General features: G+C 70.6%; 20 protein-coding genes. 14 read left to right on the top strand and 6 right to left on the bottom strand.

What is annotated here, in order from left to right; all coding sequences use genetic code 11:
* The first annotated feature begins 7 nt into the window (after positions 1-7).
* The 8 genes from AB0M82_RS29950 to AB0M82_RS29915 all read left to right on the top strand — a co-directional run bounded on the left by AB0M82_RS29950 (position 8) and on the right by AB0M82_RS29915 (position 7,276).
* Positions 8-418, top strand: a complete 411-nt coding sequence (locus AB0M82_RS29950; RefSeq protein ID WP_364728750.1) for a VOC family protein — start codon at positions 8-10, stop codon at positions 416-418.
* A complete protein-coding gene (locus AB0M82_RS29945; RefSeq protein WP_364728954.1) occupies positions 415-1,665 on the top strand; it encodes an MFS transporter in 1,251 nt (416 codons plus the stop codon). Before AB0M82_RS29950 ends, AB0M82_RS29945 begins: the two co-directional genes overlap by 4 nt.
* Positions 1,656-1,913 (top strand): AraC family transcriptional regulator, encoded by a 258-nt coding sequence (locus AB0M82_RS29940; protein ID WP_364728747.1) that lies wholly within the window; start codon positions 1,656-1,658, stop codon positions 1,911-1,913. The genes AB0M82_RS29945 and AB0M82_RS29940 overlap by 10 nt, the downstream gene beginning before the upstream one ends.
* Positions 1,914-1,918: 5 nt before the next feature.
* Positions 1,919-2,332: a VOC family protein gene (locus tag AB0M82_RS29935; protein WP_364728744.1), complete on the top strand. Its 414-nt coding sequence runs from the start codon at positions 1,919-1,921 to the stop codon at positions 2,330-2,332.
* Positions 2,333-2,356: 24 nt separating this feature from the next.
* Positions 2,357-4,741: an excinuclease ABC subunit UvrA gene (locus AB0M82_RS29930; RefSeq protein WP_364728741.1), complete on the top strand. Its 2,385-nt coding sequence runs from the start codon at positions 2,357-2,359 to the stop codon at positions 4,739-4,741.
* A gap of 178 nt (positions 4,742-4,919) precedes the next feature.
* Entirely contained in the window at positions 4,920-5,939 is a 1,020-nt protein-coding gene (locus AB0M82_RS29925) for an acyl-CoA desaturase (protein WP_364728738.1), read from the top strand.
* Positions 5,940-5,949: 10 nt separating this feature from the next.
* On the top strand, positions 5,950-7,011 hold the full coding sequence (locus tag AB0M82_RS29920) for an MBL fold metallo-hydrolase (RefSeq protein WP_364728735.1): 1,062 nt from the start codon (positions 5,950-5,952) through the stop codon (positions 7,009-7,011).
* 10 nt (positions 7,012-7,021) lie between these two features.
* Complete coding sequence (locus AB0M82_RS29915) at positions 7,022-7,276, top strand: Smr/MutS family protein (RefSeq protein ID WP_364728732.1); 255 nt, start codon at positions 7,022-7,024, stop codon at positions 7,274-7,276.
* A gap of 4 nt (positions 7,277-7,280) precedes the next feature.
* Here AB0M82_RS29915 and AB0M82_RS29910 read toward each other — a convergent pair whose 3' ends face one another.
* The 6 genes from AB0M82_RS29910 to AB0M82_RS29885 all read right to left on the bottom strand — a co-directional run bounded on the left by AB0M82_RS29910 (position 7,281) and on the right by AB0M82_RS29885 (position 13,130).
* On the bottom strand, positions 7,281-7,880 hold the full coding sequence (locus AB0M82_RS29910) for a hypothetical protein (protein WP_364728729.1): 600 nt from the start codon (positions 7,878-7,880) through the stop codon (positions 7,281-7,283).
* 156 nt (positions 7,881-8,036) lie between these two features.
* Positions 8,037-8,576, bottom strand: coding sequence for a 3-hydroxy-9,10-secoandrosta-1,3,5(10)-triene-9,17-dione monooxygenase reductase subunit (gene hsaB, locus AB0M82_RS29905; RefSeq protein WP_364728726.1), 540 nt, complete (start codon positions 8,574-8,576; stop codon positions 8,037-8,039).
* Complete coding sequence (gene hsaC / locus AB0M82_RS29900) at positions 8,573-9,487, bottom strand: iron-dependent extradiol dioxygenase HsaC (protein ID WP_364728723.1); 915 nt, start codon at positions 9,485-9,487, stop codon at positions 8,573-8,575. Before hsaC ends, hsaB begins: the two co-directional genes overlap by 4 nt.
* Complete coding sequence (gene hsaD, locus AB0M82_RS29895; protein WP_364728720.1) at positions 9,487-10,329, bottom strand: 4,5:9,10-diseco-3-hydroxy-5,9,17-trioxoandrosta-1(10),2-diene-4-oate hydrolase; 843 nt, start codon at positions 10,327-10,329, stop codon at positions 9,487-9,489. Before hsaD ends, hsaC begins: the two co-directional genes overlap by 1 nt.
* Positions 10,329-11,492, bottom strand: coding sequence for a 3-hydroxy-9,10-secoandrosta-1,3,5(10)-triene-9,17-dione monooxygenase oxygenase subunit (gene hsaA / locus AB0M82_RS29890; protein WP_364728717.1), 1,164 nt, complete (start codon positions 11,490-11,492; stop codon positions 10,329-10,331). Before hsaA ends, hsaD begins: the two co-directional genes overlap by 1 nt.
* Positions 11,493-11,528: 36 nt before the next feature.
* Entirely contained in the window at positions 11,529-13,130 is a 1,602-nt protein-coding gene (locus AB0M82_RS29885) for an FAD-binding protein (protein ID WP_364728714.1), read from the bottom strand.
* A 99-nt stretch (positions 13,131-13,229) separates the two neighbouring features.
* Here AB0M82_RS29885 and kstD point away from each other — a divergent pair, with 99 nt between their 5' ends.
* The 6 genes from kstD to AB0M82_RS29855 are packed head-to-tail and all read left to right on the top strand — an operon-like array spanning position 13,230 to position 18,681.
* Positions 13,230-14,894, top strand: a complete 1,665-nt coding sequence (gene kstD / locus AB0M82_RS29880; RefSeq protein WP_364728711.1) for a 3-oxosteroid 1-dehydrogenase — start codon at positions 13,230-13,232, stop codon at positions 14,892-14,894.
* Entirely contained in the window at positions 14,891-16,027 is a 1,137-nt protein-coding gene (locus AB0M82_RS29875) for a Rieske 2Fe-2S domain-containing protein (protein WP_364728708.1), read from the top strand. Before kstD ends, AB0M82_RS29875 begins: the two co-directional genes overlap by 4 nt.
* Positions 16,024-16,281 carry a hypothetical protein gene (locus AB0M82_RS29870; RefSeq protein ID WP_364728705.1) on the top strand — a complete coding sequence of 86 codons (258 nt, stop codon included), beginning with the start codon at positions 16,024-16,026 and terminating at the stop codon, positions 16,279-16,281. Before AB0M82_RS29875 ends, AB0M82_RS29870 begins: the two co-directional genes overlap by 4 nt.
* Positions 16,274-17,311 carry a ferredoxin--NADP reductase gene (locus AB0M82_RS29865; protein WP_364728702.1) on the top strand — a complete coding sequence of 346 codons (1,038 nt, stop codon included), beginning with the start codon at positions 16,274-16,276 and terminating at the stop codon, positions 17,309-17,311. The genes AB0M82_RS29870 and AB0M82_RS29865 overlap by 8 nt, the downstream gene beginning before the upstream one ends.
* A 9-nt stretch (positions 17,312-17,320) precedes the next feature.
* Positions 17,321-18,172 carry a MaoC/PaaZ C-terminal domain-containing protein gene (locus AB0M82_RS29860; RefSeq protein ID WP_364728699.1) on the top strand — a complete coding sequence of 284 codons (852 nt, stop codon included), beginning with the start codon at positions 17,321-17,323 and terminating at the stop codon, positions 18,170-18,172.
* A 56-nt stretch (positions 18,173-18,228) separates the two neighbouring features.
* Positions 18,229-18,681, top strand: a complete 453-nt coding sequence (locus AB0M82_RS29855) for a riboflavin kinase (protein ID WP_364728696.1) — start codon at positions 18,229-18,231, stop codon at positions 18,679-18,681.
* Positions 18,682-19,006 lie beyond the last annotated feature (325 nt).

Raw genomic sequence — 19,006 nt, 5'->3', positions numbered from 1 at the left:
GACCACTATGGACGTCACCATTCACTCGAGCTTCCTCCCGCACACCGACCCGGAGGCCTCGCTCGCCTTCTATCGCGACCTGCTCGGCTTCGAGGTCCGCCAGAACGTCAAGTACGGCGACATGCAGTGGATCACCATCGGCCCGCCGAACCAGCCGGACACGTCCATCGTCCTGCAGCCGGTGGCCGCCTACCCCGGCTTGACCAACGACGAGCGCCGCGCCATCGCCGAGATGATGGCCAAGGGCACCTACGCCGGCGTCAACCTCGCCGCCAAGGACCTCGACGCGCTGTTCGCCAAGCTGCGGGACGGCGGCGCCGAGGTCGTCCAGGAGCCGACCGAGCAGCCGTACGGGCTCCGCGACTGCTCGTTCCGCGACCCCGCCGGCAACCTCCTCCGGATCCAGGAGCTGCGCTGACCGAGGTCCGGGAGCCCAGCCTCTCCTACCGCGAAGTCCTGCGCGACCGGCGGGTCGCCGGCCTCCTGTTCGGGGACCTCCTGGCCAACGTCGGCACCGGCATGATCCTGGTGGCGATGCCCGTGCAGACGCTTTCGCTGCACGGCGACGTGCCCAAGGCGATCGCGATCGGGCTGGTGGAGGCCGCGCCGTTCGTCCTGGCCACCGTCCTGGCGCTGGCCATCGGGCTGGGCCGGGTCCGCGTGCCGCCGCGCACCCTGCTGATCGCCGACTGCGTCCTGCGGTCGCTGACCTTCGCCGCGCTCGGCGTCCTGGCCGTCACCGGCCGGCTCACCCTGCCCGTCCTGATCGCCGGGCTCTTCTTCGGCGCGACGTTCCGGCTGGCCGCGGCGAGCAGCCGGCGGCTGCTGGCGACGTCGGCCGCGGGCGAGGCCGGGCGGTTCCCGGTCAACGGCCTGCTCGGGGTGAACACCACGTTCGCGCTCTACATCGCCGGGCCGGTGCTGGGCGGGGTGGTGGTGGCGACCACCGGCGCGGGCTACGCCCTCTTCTTCGACGCGGCCGGCGCGCTGATCCTGCTGGCGGCCACGCTGCTCTGCGTTCCGCGGGGCACCGAAGACCGTGACGCGCTTCGCCGTCCCGAAGACCGCCAATCGGGCTGGCGGATCCTGCGCCGCCGTCCGGTCGCCGCGCGGCTGCTGGTGGTGGAGTTCTTCTTCAACTTCTTCTATATGCCCATCGAAGTGGCTCTCCCGCTGTACGTGAGCGGGACGCTGCACGCCGGCGCGTCCGGCCTGGGGCTGCTGTGGGGCGCGCTCGGGGCCGGGGCCTTCCTGGGGGCCACGCTCGTCAACCAGCTGCGGAACCTGCCCCAGCGGCCCTTGCTGATCGCGATCATCGGCCTGTGGGCCCTGTGCCCGATCGCGCTCGCGCTGGTCGGCGACCTCACCTGGGCGCTGCTCGTCTTCGGCCTGGGCGGCCTGGTGTACGCGCCGTTCACGCCGGTCGCGTACAGCTTCCTGCAGTCGGGACTGGCCCCGGGCGAACAGCAGCAGGTCGTCACCCTCTGGACGACCGGCGCCACGGTGGCCGCCCCGCTGGGCCTGGCGCTGGGCGGCCCCCTGATCGAACTGGCCGGCACCACCGGCGGACTGGTGCTGTCCGGGGTGCTGACCCTCCTGCTGCTCCCGATCGCGGCCCGGGCGGTGCTCGGGCGGACCCCGAGAAAGGACCGAACATGTGCCTGAGCCTGCAGATCGCCGCGCGGGAGCACCTGCGTGAGCTGGCGCTGCTGCGGCGCGTCCGCGACCGGATCGACACCGGATACGCGCGACCGCTGGACATCGAAGCGCTGGCGAGCACAGTGGACTTGCCCGTCGCGCAATTCGTCCGCCGGTTCCGGGACGCTTATGGCCTTTCGCCGCACGATTACCGGCGAGCCGCCGAAGCGATCAGGAATCGAGAAGCTCCGGCCGGGCACCCGAAAGTAGCGTGATTCCCATGAACCTTACCATTCATCAGACCTTCCTCCCCCACCACGACCACAAGGCTTCGCTGGCCTTCTACCGCGACACCCTCGGCTTCGAGGTGCGCAACGACGTCGACTACGGCGGCCAGCACTGGCTGACGATCGGCCTGCCCGGCCAGCCCGACACGTCGCTCGTCCTGCAGCCGACGGGCGCCGCGTACACGGACCTGTCCGACGAGGAACGCCGGACCATCACGGAAATGATGACCAAGGGCACCTTCGCCGCGGTCAACCTGGCCACCGACGACCTGGACGGCACCTTCGAGCGGGTGCAGGCCGGCGACGCCGAGGTCGTCCAGGAACCGACCGACCAGCCGTGGGGCATCCGTGACTGCTCCTTCCGCGACCCCGCCGGAAATCTCGTCCGCATCCAACAAGCACGCTGACCCGAACGAACGCTGGAGACCCCGATGAGCAAGCCCGCGAGGAAGAACACGACCGCGCCGCACGCCGCCGACAGCCACGACCTGATCCGGGTCCACGGCGCGCGCGTGAACAACCTCAAGGACGTCAGCGTCGAGCTGCCGAAGAGACGGCTGACGGTGTTCACCGGGGTCTCCGGCTCCGGCAAGAGCTCCCTGGTGTTCAGCACGATCGCCGCCGAGTCGCAGCGGCTGATCAACGAGACCTACAGCACCTTCGTGCAGGGCTTCATGCCGACGCTGGCCCGGCCCGACGTCGACGTCCTGGACGGGCTGACCACCGCGATCATCGTCGACCAGGAGCGGATGGGCACCGACCCCCGCTCCACCGTCGGCACCGCCACCGACGCCAACGCCATGCTCCGCATCCTCTTCAGCCGGCTCGGCCGGCCGCACATCGGTTCGCCCCAGGCGTTTTCGTTCAACGTCGCCTCGATCAGCGGCGCGGGCGCGGTCACCATCGAGAAGGCCGGCCGGCAGATCAAGGAGCGGCGCAGCTTCAGCATCACCGGCGGCATGTGCCCGCGCTGCGAGGGCCGCGGCAAGGTCAACGACATCGACCTGACCGCGCTGTTCGACGAGAACAAGTCGCTCAACGAGGGCGCGATCATGATCCCCGGCTACAGCATGGAGGGCTGGTACGGCCGCATCTTCCGCGGCAGCGGCTTCTTCGACCCGGACAAGCCGATCAAGAAGTTCACCAAGAAGCAGTTCAACGACCTGGTGTACAAGGAGCCGACCAAGATCAAGGTCGATGGCATCAACCTGACCTACTCGGGGCTGGTCCCGGCGATCCAGAAGTCCATGCTGGCCAAGGACGTCGACTCGATGCAGCCGCACATCCGCGCGTTCGTGGAGCGGGCCGTCACGTTCACCACGTGCCCCGGCTGCGACGGCACGCGGCTGTCCGAAGAGGCCCGGTCGTCGAAGATCGACGGGATCAGCATCGCCGACGCCTGCGCGATGCAGATCAGCGACCTCGCCGCCTGGGTGGGGAAGCTGGCCGAGCCGTCGGTCGCGCCGCTGCTGGACGCCCTGAAGCACACCCTCGACTCGTTCGTCGAGATCGGGCTCGGCTACCTCTCGCTCGACCGGCCGTCGGGCACGCTGTCCGGCGGCGAGGCGCAGCGCACCAAGATGATCCGCCACCTCGGGTCGTCGCTCACCGACGTCACCTACGTCTTCGACGAGCCGACGATCGGGCTGCACCCGCACGACATCCAGCGCATGAACGAGCTGCTGCTGCAGTTGCGCGACAAGGGCAACACAGTACTGGTCGTGGAGCACAAGCCCGAGGCGATCGCGATCGCCGACCACGTCGTCGACCTCGGCCCGCGCGCCGGCTCGGACGGCGGCGAAGTGGTGTTCGAGGGCACTGTGGACGAACTGCGGAAGAGCAAGACGATCACCGGGCGGCACCTGGACGACCGCGCTTCGCTGAAGAAATCGGTGCGGTCGCCGTCCGGGACGCTGGAGGTGCGCGGGGCTTCGACGCACAACCTCCAGGACGTCGACGTCGACATCCCGCTCGGCGTGCTGGTCGTCGTGACCGGGGTGGCGGGCTCCGGCAAGAGCTCGCTTATCCACGGCTCGGTCGCCGGCCGCGACGGGGTGGTGGCGGTCGACCAGACCGGGATCCGCGGCTCGCGCCGGAGCAACCCGGCGACGTACACGGGCCTCCTGGAACCGATCCGCAAGGCGTTCGCCAAGGCCAACGGCGTCAAGCCGGCGCTGTTCAGCGCCAACTCCGAGGGCGCGTGCCCCAACTGCAACGGCGCCGGGGTGGTCTACACCGATCTGGGGATCATGGCCGGCACCGCCACGCCCTGCGAGGTGTGCGAAGGGAAGCGGTTCATGGCCGAGGTGCTGGAGTACACCTTCGGCGGCCGCGACATCAGCGAGGTGCTCACGATGTCGGTGGCCGAGGCCCGGGAGTTCTTCGGCGACGGCGAAGCGCAGCTCCCGGCGGCGCACAAGATCCTCACGCACCTGGCCGACGTCGGGCTCGGCTACCTCACCATCGGCCAGCCGCTGACGACGCTGTCCGGCGGCGAGCGGCAGCGGATCAAGCTCGCCACACGCATGGCCGACAAGGGCGGGGTCTACGTCCTGGACGAGCCGACGGCCGGCCTGCACCTCGCCGACGTCGAGCAGTTGCTCGCCCTGCTCGACCGGCTGGTCGACGGGGGCAAGTCGGTGATCGTCATCGAGCACCACCAGGCGGTGATGGCCCACGCGGACTGGATCATCGACCTCGGCCCGGGCGCGGGCCACGACGGTGGCAAGATCGTCTTCGAGGGCACGCCGCCGGACCTGGTCGCCGCCCGCGCCACGCTCACGGGCGAGCACCTCGCGGCCTACGTCGGCGGCTGACCGCCCCGGCCCGGCCTACGTGTGAACGACTCATTCAGTTCGCCGGGCGCCAGGAAAGAGGCGTTTATCACGTGGGGCGGCCTTGCCTATACCAGATCCGCTGGTAGGGCAGGCCCCCGGAAAGTGCCTGGGGCGTTCCGGGTTCCCGCGAAGACCCCTACCAGGAAGACTCTGGCCGGTGACCACAGAAAACCTCGTGCACACCGGCAGCGACTTCGCCCGGTTGAGCCACCGAGTCTCCGCCGCCGGCCTGATGAAGCGCCGTCCCGGCTACTACACCGCCCGGTTCGCCGTCGTGGGCGGGTTGTTCGCCGCCGGGTGGGTCGCCTTCGCGCTGCTCGGGAACTCGTGGTGGCAGCTGGCCGTCGCCGCGTTCCAGGCCGTGATGTTCGGCCAGATCGCGCTGCTTTCGCACGACCTCGCGCACAAGCAGGTGTTCCGCCGTCGCCGGCCGACCGAGATCGCCGGGATGCTCGTGGGCAACCTCGGCATCGGGATGAGCTACGGCTGGTGGATGGACAAGCACACCCGCCACCACGCCAACCCGAACCACGAGGAGCTCGACCCCGACGTCGACCCGGACATCTTCGTGTGGTCGAAGGGCCAGGCCGGGGAAGCGAGCGGCGCCGCCCGGTTCATCGGGCGCTACCAGGCGTTCCTGTTCTTCCCGATGCTGACGCTCGAAGGGCTGAACCTGCACGTGTCGGGGATCCGCGCGGTGTGCAAGCCGGGCCTGCGCCGCCGCTGGGTGGAAGCCGCGTTGCTCGCCACGCACGTCGTCGTCTACCTCGGCGCGCTGTTCCTCGTGCTCTCCCCCGGCATGGCACTGCTGTTCTTCGTGGTCCACCAGGCGCTCTGGGGTATCTACATGGGATCGATCTTCGCGCCCAACCACAAGGGCATGCCGACGCTGACCGGGCCGGCCGAGCTCGACTTCCTGCGCAAGCAGGTGCTGACCTCCCGCAACGTCCGCGGCGGTGTCGTGACCGATGTCGCCCTCGGCGGCCTCAACTACCAGATCGAGCACCACCTGTTCCCGAGCATGCCGTCGGTGCACCTGCAGCGCGCGCAGCCGATCGTCCAGGCCTACTGCGCCGAGCTGGGCGTCCCCTACCTGCAGACGAGCCTGATCGAGTCCTACCGGCAGGCCCTCACCCACCTGCACGAAGCTGGGGCGCCTCTCAGGAACCGTTCGTAGACTCGAGGTCATGAGGAGAACGATCGCGGCCCTGCGCGACCTGCCGGCGGCGTTCGGTGCGAAGGCCGCCGGGGAGCGGGCCGAGCGGGTCCGTTCCTCGCCGCAGTTCGACGGCAAGGTGTTCCGCAACGTCGCGCCCCGGCACCCGATGACGGCGGCGTCGATGCGGACCATCTTCCGCGAGATGTTCTTCGGCGAGCACCGTGAGCTGCGCAAACCCGCCGGCACCGTCCCGCTGGTCGCGGCGGAGCCGGTCGAGGCGGCCGACGGCCTGCACCTCACCTGGTACGGCCACGCGTCGACGCTGGTCGAGCTCGACGGCGCCCGCGTGCTGCTCGACCCGGTGTGGAGCGACCGGGTGTCACCGGCCGCGTTCGCCGGCCCCCGGCGGCTGCACGAGCCGCCGGTGCCGCTGTCCGGGCTCGGCCGGATCGACGCCGTCGTCATCTCGCACGACCACTACGACCACCTGGACCTGGCCACGGTCCGCGCGCTGGTGACGGGGTCCGAAGCGCCGTTCCTGGTGCCGCTCGGGGTCGGCGCGCACCTGGAACGCTGGCGCGTCCCGGCCGGCCGGATCATCGAGCTGGACTGGCACGAAGAGGCTTCGGTCGCGGGCGTCCGGTTCGTCGCGACGCCGGCCCAGCACTTCTCCGGCCGCGGCCTCACGAACGACGAGACACTGTGGACGTCGTGGGTGCTGCTGGGCCCGGCGCACCGGGTGTTCTACAGCGGCGACACGGGCTACTTCGACGGCTTCGCGAAGATCGGCTCGGAGCACGGCCCGTTCGACGCGGCCCTGATCCAGATCGGCGCGTACGCCACGCTGTGGCCGGACATCCACATGACGCCCGAAGAGGGCGTCGCGGCGGGGCTCGACGTGCGGGCGAAGCTGCTGGTCCCGGTGCACTGGGCGACGTTCCAGCTGGCGATGCACCCGTGGGGCGAGCCGGCCGACCGGGTGTGGCGCGAAGCGAAGGCGGCCGACCTCGCGCTGGCGATCCCGCGCCCGGGCGAGCGCGTCGACGTCGCCGAACCCCCGGCGGTCGACGGCTGGTGGCAGGCGCTGTGAAGGTAAAGCTGTGAAGCTGAAGCTGGACCTCCACGACGTCTACAACCGCGGCGGCGAGATCGACCGGGCGCTCCGGGCCATCATCGACGAAGCCGTCGCCAAGAAGGCGCCACTCGTCGAGATCATCCCGGGCAAGGGCTCCGGTCAGCTGAAGAAGCACGTCCTGCGGTTCCTCGAGCGCAAGGACGTCAAGGCGCTCTACCACCGGATCGAGAAGGACAAGGACAACTTCGGCCGGGTGTTCGTGCACTTCCGCTGGAAGTGACGGCTCAGAAGCGGCTGTCGTGCCGGGCTTCGGCCCAGGCCCGGTCCCAGGCCGCCGAGTGGAGCCGGCCCAGGACGAACCGGCTCGCGCCGTAGAGGCCGGCGAGGGCGCCGGTGATGGCGACCCAGAGCAGGATCGCCGCGAAGACGCCGTCGGCCGCCGCCGTGGCCGGCGACAGGGGCTCGCTGGTCAGTTCGCCGTGCTGGTCCAGCCAGACGGTTACGCGGGTGCCGGCCGGGCTGCCGGCGTCGGCGAGGACGTCACCGGTGTGGCGGCCGCCTCGCGCGTCGAACCAGGCGGCCGGGGCCGTCGCCTGGGCGGGCGGGTCGCCGGCGCCGTCGGTGCTGAAGGGCTGGCTGTCCGCCGCGGCGAGCGAAACCGCCGTCGCCGGGTGGCGGGTGGCCTGCTCCTGCGCGCCGCGCGCGGTCTGGGCCGCGTAGGTCTCGGAGCCGAACGCCGCCGCGAACGGCCACGCCAGGAGCGCGCCCGCGATCAGCAGCGCCAGAAGGGCGGCTTCGATCCGGTCGCCGACCCGCGCCAGCGGGTTGCGGCCCGGGTGCAACCGGCGCCGGAACCGGGCGATCCGTCCACTGGGCCCACGCATGCGCGACACACTCCTCCCGGGAACGTCTTCTCGGGGGCCAGTGTGCGCCCGGACGCCGGCTTCCACGGGCGAATGGGACGCGGTCCACCTGTGAAAACGTGCACACCACCCGGTCGAGTCAACCCATCGCGATCGCCGGGCACAGCGCGTGCGCGATCACAGCCAGTCGTCCGGCCGTGGCCACGGCATCAGCGCCGAAAGCGGGTCGCGCGCCGGCTCGGTGACGGCGTACCGGCCGCAGTGGAAGAGCAGCGGCCGCGCGTCCGACGGCTTCCCCAGCGCGGTGACCCGGCCGATCACCACGTAGTGGTCGCCCGCCTCGTGCACCGCTTCCAGCGCGCAGTCGATCCAGGTGAGCGCGCCGTCGAGCAGCGGCGCCCCGGACGGCGCGGGCGTCCAGCCGAACCGCGCGAACTTGTCCTGGCCGCGCGCGCCGAACACGGCGCTGACCTCCTGCTGGTCCTCGGCCAGCACGTTGACCGCGAACCGGCCCACCGCGGCGAGCACCGGCCAGGTGCGGGACGTCTTGGCCGGGCAGAACAGCACCAGCGGCGGGTCGAGCGACAGGGCCGCGAACGACTGGCAGGCGAACCCGGCGAGGGTGTCGCCGTCGCGGCCGGTGACGACAGTGACGCCCGTGCAGAAGTGCCCGAGCACGCTGCGGAACTCGGTCTGGTCGACCGCCACCGAGGTCATGCCTGCTCTTGACCGAGCGCGCCGACCGAGAAGTCGTGGCCCCACAGCGAAACCGCGGTGCTCTCGCGCGCGATCCAGTTGTCGTCGTCGACTTGACGGCCTTCGCAGCCGAACTCGACGTCGAAGCCGCCCGGGGTCTTCATGTAGAACGACAGCATCAGGTCGTTGACGTGCCGGCCGAGCGTGGCCGACATCGGCACCTTCCGCCGGATGGCGCGGTCGAGGCACAGGCCGACGTCGTCGGTGTTCTCCACCTCGACCATCAGGTGCACGATCCCGCTCGGCGTCGGCATCGGCAGGAACGCCAGGCTGTGGTGCCGCGGGTTGCAGCCGAAGAACCGCAGCCACGCGGGTGGCCCGTCGGCGGGCCGGCCGACCAGTTGCGGTGGCAGGCGCATCGAATCGCGCAGCCGGAAGCCGAGGACGTCCCGGTAGAACCGCAGCGACGCCTCGTCGTCCTTTGTAGACAAAACGACGTGGCCGAGGCCCTGCTCGCCGGTGACGAACTTGTGGCCATACGGGCTGACGACGCGGCGGTGCTGCAGCGCGACGCCGTGGAACACCTCCTGGGTGTTGCCGGACGGGTCGTCGAAGCTGATCAGCTCGTCGACGCGCCGGTCGGCCAGCTCGTCGGGCGTGCCTTCCTTGTACGGCACCGAGGCACCGTCCAACCGGGACCGCAGCTCGGCCAGCTCGGCCGCGGTCGCGACCTCCCAGCCGGTCCGCGCCAGCCGGTCGGCCTCGCCGGGCGAGATCACCAGCCGCGCCGGAAAGTCGTCCATGCGGAGGTAGAGCGCGTCGGGGTCGGTGCCGCTGCCTTCGACCATGCCGAGCACCTTGAGCCCGTACTCGCGCCAGGCCGCCATGTCGGTGGCTTCGATGCGGAGGTAGCCCAGTGACCGGATGCCCATCAGGAACTCCCGAGGAAGTCGAGGGCCAGCCGGTTGAACTCGTCGAACTTCTCCAGCTGGGCCCAGTGCCCGCAGCCGCCGAACACGTGCAACTGCGCGCGCGGGATGGTTTTCAGCGCGAGCAAGGCGCCGTCGAGGGGGTTGACGCGGTCTTCGCGTCCCCAGATCAGCAGCACGCGCTGGCGGAGGCGGTGGGCTTCGCGCCAGAGCATGCCTTCTTCGTAGGTGCCGGGCTGCGCGAACGACATCCCCATCGCGCGCATCGCGGCGAGGGACTCCGGGGTGTTCGCCGCGGCGAAGCGTTCGTCGATCAGCTCGTCGGTGACCAGGCTCTGGTCGTGGACCATGATCCGCAGGAACGCTTCCATCCGCTCCCGGCTGGGGTGGGCGGCGAACTTGCCGAGGTTCTTGACGCCTTCGGTCGGGTCCGGGGCGAAGACGTTGACGCTCAGCCCGCCCGGCCCCATCAGCACCAGCCGGCCGGCCCGCTTGCCGTGGTTCAGCGCGAGCCGCACCGCCGCCCCGCCGCCGAGGGAGTTGCCGACGAAGTGGGCGCGTTCGATGCCGAGGGCGTCCATCAGGCCGGCGACGGCGTCCGCGCTGTGCCGGAAGTACTGCGGGTGCTCGGCCGGCTTGTCCGAGCGGCCGAAGCCCGGCTGGTCGACGGCGATCGTCCGGTAGTGCTTGGCGAACTCCGGCAGGTTGCGCCCGAAGTTGCTCCACGCCGACGCGCCGGGGCCGCCGCCGTGCAGCAGGATCACCGTCTCGGCGTGCTCGGCGCCCGCTTCGTGGTAGTGCAGCTTGAGGCTGCCCGCCTGGACGTACTTTCCTTCGGGGGCCATCAGTACATCGCGTTCTCGACGGGCAGCCCGAAGGCGCCGGTGCCGAACATGACGTACGCGCGCTCGGCGTCGTTCGCCGCGTGGACGCGGCCGGCGTGCGCGTCGCGCCAGAATCGCTGGATCGGCGTGCCGGACTGGATGGCGCGGCCGCCGGAGTTCTCGAAGAGCCGGTCGATCGCGGCGATCGAGCGTTCCGTGCCGCGCACCTGGTCGCGCCGGACGCGCAGCCGCAGGTCCACGGGCAGGCGTTCCTCGCGCTTCGCGAGTTCGTACAGCTCGTCGATGTTCCGGGTCAGCTGCAGCCAGGCGGCGTCGATCTCGCTGGCCGCCTCGGCGATCCGCACCTTGGCGAACGGGTCCTCTTTGGACTGTTCACCGGCGTACGCGGCCCGCACGCGCTTGCCCTGGTGCTCCACGTGCGCGTCGTAGGCGCCCTGCGCCATGCCGATGATCGGCGCGGTGATCGTGGTCGGGTGCACGGAACCGTACGGCAGCCGGTACAGCGGGCCGGGGTTCACGGCCTGGCCCGGCACCTTGCACTTCGACGTCGCGATGAAGCTCAGGGCCCGGTGCCGCGGGATGAAGACGTCTTCGACGACGATGTCGTTCGACCCGGTTCCGCGCAGGCCCACCGTGTCCCAGACGTCCACGATGGCGTAGTCCGCGATCGGCAGCAGGTAGGTGCAGAAGTCGACCGGCTTGCCGTCCTTGAACGCCGGTCCGCCGAGCAGCACCCACGTGCAGTGGTCGCAGCCGGAGGAGAAGCTCCACCGGCCCGACAGCCGGTAACCGCCTTCGACGACTTCCGCCTTGCCCATCGGGGCGTACGACGAGGAGATCCGCACGTCCTCGTCCTCGCCCCAGACCTCCTGCTGCGCCTGCGCGTCGAACAGCGCCACGTGCCACGGGTGGACGCCGAGGATGGAGGCGACCCAGCCGGTGGACCCGCACGCGCTCGCGATCAGCTTGACCGCGGTGTAGAAGCTCACCGGGTCGGCTTCGAAGCCGCCGTACGGTTTTGGCTGCAGCAGCTTGAAGAACCCGGTCTCCTGCAGGGCCTTGACGGACTCCTCGGGGACGCGCCGCGCGTCCTCGGCGTCCTGGGCCCGTTCCCGCAGGACCGGCAGGAGGTCCCGGACCCCGGCGATCACCTGCTCGCTCATGCGCAGTTCCTCTCTAGGTTTCACTACCCTCAGAGACTAGAACACGTTCTCGTTTTTGTCGAGAACTCCCTGCGCCAGGGCACTGTTGATCCCCGCCCTGCGGCCGGAAAACACGCAGTCGGCCAGCGAGAGACCGCTCACGTAGGACCTGGAACAGATTCCCACGGCGGTGCGGCCGGCGGCGTACAGCCCGGCGATCGACTCCCCCGCCGCGCTCCGCACCGCGCCGGTGTCCTCGTCGACGACCAGGCCGCCGAGGGTGAGCATCGGTGTCGGGTAGCCGAGGTTCGGCCGCACCGAGATGTCGATCAGTGAGAACGGCGGGTTCTCCAGCCGTCGCGCGAACTCGGCGGGCTTGCCCATCGGATCCACCGCGCCGTGGTACGCCTCGACGCTGGCTTTGACACCCTCGGGGTCGATCCCGGCCTTGCGCGCGACCTCGTCGAGCGTCGAGCCGACGACCCGGCCCCGGCGGAGCAGGTAGCGCAGCTGAAGCCATTGGAACCACTGGCTTTGCTTCCGGCCGTCACGCCGTGCCTCCGCGACGATCGGCTCGTCGACGAGCAGCCAGCCCTTGCTCCCGTGGTCCTCGATGAGCTTTTCGCCGACCGCGGCCCCGTACCGGGACTCGTCGATGACCCGCTTCCCCTCGGCGTCGACGATGATCCCGCCGAGGAACGCGCTGGGCGGCGTGACGAACCGCCACGCGGAGATCCGGCCCAGCTCGCCGGTCGCACCACCGGCCTCGACGCCCATCCGGATACCCGAACCGTCGTCGGCGGACGTGCCGAGCGCGAGCCCGCCCCGGTAGGCCGGGGCATGTTCGCGCACCATCTCGCGGTGGGCGATGAACCCGCCCGCGGCGAGCACGACCCCGCGCCGGGCGGAAATCCGCAGCTCACGGCCGTGCGTGCGCTCGAAGCGCTCGACCCGGCGGTGCAGCGACTTGCGCAGCGACGGCACGTAGATCCCGGGCTTCGCGGCGTACTGCGCGAAGCGCTGGTGCCGGGCACGCACCCCGGCGGGGGCGTCGCGAAGCGTGTCGACGACGAGGCCGGTGACCCGGCCCCGCTCGTCGCGGACCAGGTTCCGGGCGGTCGTCTGCGTCAGCACCCGGATGCCGCGCTCGCGCACCGCCGCCATGAGCCGGGCCATCAGCAGCTTTCCCGACGTGCCGGGCCCCTTGACACGGTGCCCGCGCGGAGCCGGCTTCGCCGCGTCGCGGAAGCCACCGGCGGCTTCGCTGCCGGAGTAGTAGAGGTAGTGCTCGTCGCTGGGGTACGACGTCTTGTGCGGGCAGAGGCTGCCCTCGAACGGCACGCCGTTGCTCTCCAGCCAGGTGATCATCTCGCGGCTGCCCGCACAGAACCGCGTCAGCGTCTCTTCGGAGACGACGTCCCCGGTCTCGAGCCGCAGGTAGGCGTACATGGCGTCGACGGAGTCGTCGACGCCGGCGTCGAGCTGCTGACGGGTCCCGCCGCCGGCGTAGACCACGCCACCGCTGACCGCGCTGGCGCCGCCACCGGCGAAGCGCTCGACGATGACGACGTCCGCGCCCGCGTCGGCCGCTTCGAGAGCGGCGCAGGCGCCGGCCGCCCCGAACCCCACGATCACCACGTCCGCGACGAGTTCGTCCATGGGCACCACCCTAGAACTGGAACACGTTCTCGTCTATGGTGGCGGAAGCGGCTCCCAACTGGATACTCATTTCGTGGAACACGTTATAGGCGAGGTGGCATGACGGAGCAGTTCGACGTCGTTGTCGTCGGCAGCGGCGCCGCCGGGATGACCGCCGCGCTGGCCGCGGCTCACCGTGGCCTGAGCGTCGTCCTTCTGGAGAAGGCAGCCTGCTTCGGCGGTTCGACCGCGCGCTCCGGCGGCGGCGTCTGGCTGCCCGGCAACCACGCGCTGCGCGCCGCCGGGATCGACGAGCCGCCCGAGCGGGCCCGCGAGTACCTGGCGTCGATCGTCGGCGACGTCGTCCCGGCCGCCCGGCGCGAGACCTTCCTCGCCCACGGCCCCGAAGTTCTGAAGTTCGTGTGCGACCACACGCCGCTCGAGTTCCGCTGGGTCCGCGACTACAGCGACTACCACCCCGAAGCCCCCGGCGGGCGGTCCGGCGGCCGGTCGGTCGAGCCGGCCGCCCTCGACGGCAAGCTGCTCGGCGCGGAGCTGGCTCGCCTCGAACCGCCGTACAGCGCTCCCCCGCTCGGCGTGCCGATCACCCAGGCGGACTACCGCTGGCTGAGCCTCCTGGCCCGGCACCCGCGCGGCAGCGTCCGGCTGCTGAAGCTGGGCCTGCGGTGGCTGGTCGGGCGTGTCCGCGGGCAGCACCTGCTGAGCATGGGGCAAGCGCTTGCGGCGGGGCTCCGGATCGGGCTCGCGCGGGCCGGGGTGGAGGTCCGGCTGGCGACCCCGCTGGTGGATCTGCGGGTCGACGGCGACCGGGTCACCGGTGTCGTCACGGAGCACGGCGTCGTGCACGCGCGGCGTGGCGTGATCCTCGCCAGCGGCGGGTTCGAGCAGAACCTCGAGATGCGCGAGAAGTACCAGCGCGCGCCGATCGGCACCGACTGGACCGTCGGCGCGGCCGCCAACACCGGCGACGGCATCACCGCCGGCCTCAAGCTGGGCGCGGCGCTCGACCTGATGGACGACGCCTGGTGGGGCCCGTCGCTGCCGCTGACCGGGGGCCCGTGGTTCGCGCTGGCCGAACGGTCGCGGCCCGGCTGCGTCATGGTCGACGCGCGCGGCGAGCGGTTCGTCAACGAGTCGGCGCCGTACGTCGAGGCCGTGCACGCGATGTACGGCGCCGGGGACGGCCCGGGCGAGCACATCCCGACCTGGCTCGTGTTCGACCAGCGCTACCGCGACCGGTACATGTTCACCGGCATCGGGCCGCGCCAGCCGCTGCCGGGCCGCTGGTTCAAGGCCGGAATCGCGGCGAAGTCGTCCTCGCTGAGCGGGCTGGCGGCGAAGATCGACGTCCCGGCCGAAGCGCTCTCGGCGACCGTCTCGCGCTTCAACGGCTTCGCGCGCAACGGCGTCGACGAGGACTTCCAGCGGGGCGTGAGCAAGTACGACCACTACTACGGCGACCCGCGCAACAAACCCAACCCCAGCCTCGGCCCGCTGGACAAGGCACCGTTCTACGCGGTGAAGATCGTGCCGGGCGACCTGGGGACCAAGGGCGGGCTGCGCACCGACGAGCACGCGCGGGTGCTGCGCGAAGACGGCTCGGTGGTGCCCGGCCTGTACGCCGCGGGCAACGTCAGCGCGGCCGTGATGGGCCGGACGTACGCCGGGCCGGGCGCGACCATCGGCCCGGCCATGGTGTTCGGCTACCTTGCGGCGACGCGGCTGGCGCACGAAGATCAGGGGACCACGGGAGGGCAGCGATGACGCAGGATTCGGTACGCACCATCTACGCCGGTGAGCCGCCAACCCGGTTCGCCCGCGGCTGGCACTGCCTGGGCCTGGCGGAGAACTTCCGCGACGGGAAACCGCACGCGATCACGGCGTTCGGCACGAAGCTCGTGGTGTTCGCCGACTCGCGCGGCGAACTGCAGGTGCTCGACGGCTACTGCCGGCACATGGGCGGCGACCTCACCCAGGGCACGGTCAAGGGCGACGAGGTGGCCTGCCCGTTCCACGACTGGCGCTGGAACGGCAAGGGCAAGTGCGTCTCGATCCCCTACGCCAAGCGGGTTCCGCTGCGCGCGCGGACGCGGTCGTGGACGACGGAGGAGCGGAACGGCCAGCTGCTGCTGTGGCACGACCCCGAGGGCAACCCGCCACCGGAGGAGCTGGCCATCCCGCGGATCGAGGCCGCCGACAGTCCCGAGTGGAGCAACTGGACGTGGGACTCGATCTTCATCGAGGGCTCCAACTGCCGGGAGATCATCGACAACGTCGTCGACATGGCGCACTTCTTCTACATCCACTACGCCTATCCGACGTACTTCAAGAACGTGTTCGAGGGTCACATCGCCACGCAGTACCTCAACACCAAGGGCCGCCCGGACATGGGCATGGCGTCGAACTACGGCGGCGAGGAAAACCTGCTGCGGTCGGAAGCGTCGTACTTCGGGCCGTCGTACATGATCAACAAACTGGTGAACTCGTTCCAGGGCTACGAGATCGAGAGCGTGCTCATCAACTGCCACTACCCCGTCACGCCGACGTCGTTCGTGCTGCAGTACGGGATGAAGGTGCGGAAGCCGCCGGGGATCTCGGACGAGCACGCGGACAAGATCGCGGCGAAGCTCGCTCGCGGGATCGGCGCCGGCTTCCTGCAGGACGTCGAGATCTGGAAGCACAAGACGCAGATCGACAACCCGCTGCTGTGCGAAGAGGACGGTCCGGTCTACCAGCTTCGTCGCTGGTACCAGCAGTTCTACGTCGACGCCGCCGACGTCACCGATGACATGACCCAGCGGTTCGAGTTCGAAGTGGACACCACGAAGGCGAACGAGGCGTGGTCGGCCGAGGTCGCCGAGAACATGGCCCGCCAGAAGGCCGAGGCGGAAGTGTGACCACCGCCGAGCAGACCGAGTTCCTGTCGGGCGGGCTGCGGCCGCACGAGTGCCGCGGCTGCGGCACCCGCGTGCTGGTGAAGAAGAACAGCATCCAGCACACGAGCATCCAGTGGACGTCCCGGCCCGCGGACACCTGCCCGGTGTTCGCGGGCACGGACGGCCCGACCGCGTTGCTCGACACGTGCCCGAAGCTTTCCGACAGCATCTCCGACGCGGTGCGCGAAGGCACGCTGGCGGTGGCCGATGGCTGAGCGGGTCTACACGCTGACGGTCGCCGACGTCGTCGTCGAGACACCGGACGCGCGGTCGGTGGTCTTCGAGATCCCCGAAGAGCACGCTGCGGCGTTTTCCTATACGGCGGGCCAGTTCCTGACGTTGCGGATCCCCAGTGACCGGACCGGTTCCGTGGCGCGGTGCTACTCGCTGTCGAGCGCGCCGCACGAGAACCGCGTGCAGGTGACGGTCAAGCGGACCGACGGCGGCTACGGTTCGAGCTGGATCTGCGAGTCGCTGAAGCCGGGCATGGCCCTGGACGCGCTGGCGCCGGCCGGGGTGTTCTGCCCGTCGTCGCCGGACGAGGACTTCCTGCTGTTCGCCGGCGGCAGCGGCATCACGCCGGTGATGGCGATCCTGAAGACGGCGCTGGAGCAGGGTTCCGGCCGGGTCGTGCTGGTCTACGCGAACCGCGACGAGCGTTCGGTGATCTTCGCGGGCGAGCTGGCTTCGCTCGCGAAGCGCCACGGCGACCGCCTGGTCGTCGTGCACTGGCTGGAGAGCGTGCAGGGCCTGCCGGACGTCTCGCAGTTGCGGGGCCTGGCGTCGGCGTACACGTCGTATGAGGCGTTCCTCTGCGGTCCGGCGCCGTTCATGGCGGCGGCGCGGGAAGCGCTCGGGCAGCTCGGCGTGCCGCGGAACCGGGTGCACATCGAGAAGTTCACGTCCCTGTCGGGCAATCCGTTCGAGGACGTCGTCGTCGAATCGGTCGCGGAGCCGGCTTCGGACGCTTCCCCGGCGTCGCTGACGGTGTCCCTGGACGGCTCGACGCGTTCGCTGTCCTGGCCGCGGCAACGGAAGCTGCTGGACCACCTGCTGGAGCAGGGCATGGACGCGCCGTACTCGTGCCGGGAGGGGCAGTGCAGCGCGTGCGCGTGCCGGGTCGTGTCGGGTGAGGTGAAGATGCTGCACAACGAGGTCCTGGACACCGAGGACATCGCGGACGGCATCGTGCTGGCCTGCCAGTCGCTGCCGGTCACCGACGAGGTCTCGATCAGCTACGAATAGGAGTGCCGCGTGCCCATCGATCCCGCCGTCGCCATCGGGGCCGAGATTGGCGAGGTGAGCTTCGCCTGGACGTCGTCGGACGTGCTGCTGTACCACCTGGCGCTCGGGGCGGGGCCGGACGAGCCGCGGTTCACCTATGAGCGTGACCTGGTGGTGCTGCCGACGTTCGCGACGGTCGCGGCCAACCTGCGGGTGTTCGACCCGCCGGCGGTGTCGTTCCCGGGCGTGGAGATCGACCTGGCGAAGGTGCTGCACGGCAAGCAGGAGATCACGCTGCACCGGCCGATCCCGGCTTCGGGCAAGGCGGTGGCCCGATCGCGGATCGCCGACGTCTTCGACAAGGGCAAGGCCGCGGTGGTGGTCCAGGAGGTCTCGGTCACCTCGTCCGACGGCAGTCCGTTGTGGACGGCCAGGTCGAGCATCTTCGCCCGCGGCGAAGGGGGTTTCGGCGGTTCCCGGGGGCCATCGGACCGGGTGGAGTGGCCTTCGCGCTCGCCGGACGCCGTCCTGGAGACGCCGACGCTGCCCCAGCAGGCGCTGCTGTACCGCCTGTGCGGCGACCGCAACCCGCTGCACGCGGACCCGGAGTTCGCCCGGGCGGCCGGCTTCCCCGGGCCGATCCTCCACGGGTTGTGCACCTACGGAATCGTGAACCGCGTCCTGACGAACGAGTTCCTCGACGGCGACCCGTCCCGCATCGGATCGTTCGCCGCGAAGTTCGCCGGGGTGGTGTTCCCCGGCGAGACGTTGCGGACAAGGGTCTGGCGCGAGGATGGCCGGCTGCTGGTCACGACGTCGGCGGCCGAGCGGGACGACGCCCCGGTGCTGGCGGACACGGTGCTGACGGTGTCCACTTCCTGAGCGTCCCGGTCCCGGCCCGCTAACGTGGAAGGCAGACCTCGGGAGGACGGGACAGGATGCCGGAATACTTCGTGGTGCGGGGACCGGTCGAATCGGGCGACAAGCGCGGCCGTGAGCTGGGCTTTCCCACGGCCAACATCGCTCTGCGGGACCAGGCCGGGTCGGTCGGCGACGGAGTGTGGGCGGGCTGGGTCCGCCGCGCCGACGGCACGCACATCCCGGCGGCGATCTCGGTGGGCCGGCGCCCGACGTACTACGGAGCCGACGGTTACCGCCTGCTGGAGGCGCACCTGCTGGCCTTCACCGGCGACCTGTACGGCGAGACGCTCGTCGTGTGGCTCGGGTCCCACCTGCGGGACCAGCAGGCGTACGCCTCGGCGGAGGACCTGATCACGGCGCTGAAGAACGACATCGCGACGGCGACCCAGTGGACGACCGAACACCCGGCGGCTTCGCTTCCGGCCGCCGGCGAGAGCGCTCCGGGGGAGGTCCGGCGCGTGGCGGGCTGAGAGCGGCGAAGTCCGCTACCCGGCGCCGATCAGCCCAACCAGGCGAGATGCCCCTCCAGACACGCGCGATGCCCCTCGGCGCACGCGAGATTCGCGCCGAATCACGCGAGTGACGTCTCTGATCACGCGAGTTCCGGCCCCCAAGCACCCGAACTCCGGCGGACCGCGGGCTGACGAGCACGACCCTCGCGTCCGGCCGAGTGTCGCGAATGACCAAGGCCGGGCAGTTGGCTGCGGCAGCGAGCTGTCAAGCTGCCCGATTGGCCCGATTGGCCCGGTTTCAGGTGCTCGCCCACGGCCGTGAATGTCGCATTGAGGGACATAG

The organism is Amycolatopsis sp. NPDC051128, from assembly GCF_040682715.1.
Classification (GTDB): Bacteria; Actinomycetota; Actinomycetes; order Mycobacteriales; family Pseudonocardiaceae; genus Amycolatopsis.
Note: the sequence above shows the minus strand (reverse complement) of the source record. Positions and strands in the feature narration are given on the sequence as shown.

Coding starts and splice junctions, on each gene's coding strand:
- AB0M82_RS29865 (WP_364728702.1), top strand. CDS start 16,274: ATGGCTGAGCGGGTCTACACGCTGACGGTCGCCGACGTCGTCGTCGAG.
- hsaD (WP_364728720.1), bottom strand. CDS start 10,329: ATGGCCCCCGAAGGAAAGTACGTCCAGGCGGGCAGCCTCAAGCTGCAC.
- AB0M82_RS29855 (WP_364728696.1), top strand. CDS start 18,229: ATGCCGGAATACTTCGTGGTGCGGGGACCGGTCGAATCGGGCGACAAG.
- kstD (WP_364728711.1), top strand. CDS start 13,230: ATGACGGAGCAGTTCGACGTCGTTGTCGTCGGCAGCGGCGCCGCCGGG.
- AB0M82_RS29885 (WP_364728714.1), bottom strand. CDS start 13,130: ATGGACGAACTCGTCGCGGACGTGGTGATCGTGGGGTTCGGGGCGGCC.
- AB0M82_RS29935 (WP_364728744.1), top strand. CDS start 1,919: ATGAACCTTACCATTCATCAGACCTTCCTCCCCCACCACGACCACAAG.
- AB0M82_RS29875 (WP_364728708.1), top strand. CDS start 14,891: ATGACGCAGGATTCGGTACGCACCATCTACGCCGGTGAGCCGCCAACC.
- AB0M82_RS29910 (WP_364728729.1), bottom strand. CDS start 7,880: ATGCGTGGGCCCAGTGGACGGATCGCCCGGTTCCGGCGCCGGTTGCAC.
- hsaA (WP_364728717.1), bottom strand. CDS start 11,492: ATGAGCGAGCAGGTGATCGCCGGGGTCCGGGACCTCCTGCCGGTCCTG.
- AB0M82_RS29930 (WP_364728741.1), top strand. CDS start 2,357: ATGAGCAAGCCCGCGAGGAAGAACACGACCGCGCCGCACGCCGCCGAC.
- hsaB (WP_364728726.1), bottom strand. CDS start 8,576: ATGACCTCGGTGGCGGTCGACCAGACCGAGTTCCGCAGCGTGCTCGGG.
- AB0M82_RS29950 (WP_364728750.1), top strand. CDS start 8: ATGGACGTCACCATTCACTCGAGCTTCCTCCCGCACACCGACCCGGAG.
- AB0M82_RS29920 (WP_364728735.1), top strand. CDS start 5,950: ATGAGGAGAACGATCGCGGCCCTGCGCGACCTGCCGGCGGCGTTCGGT.
- hsaC (WP_364728723.1), bottom strand. CDS start 9,487: ATGGGCATCCGGTCACTGGGCTACCTCCGCATCGAAGCCACCGACATG.
- AB0M82_RS29940 (WP_364728747.1), top strand. CDS start 1,656: ATGTGCCTGAGCCTGCAGATCGCCGCGCGGGAGCACCTGCGTGAGCTG.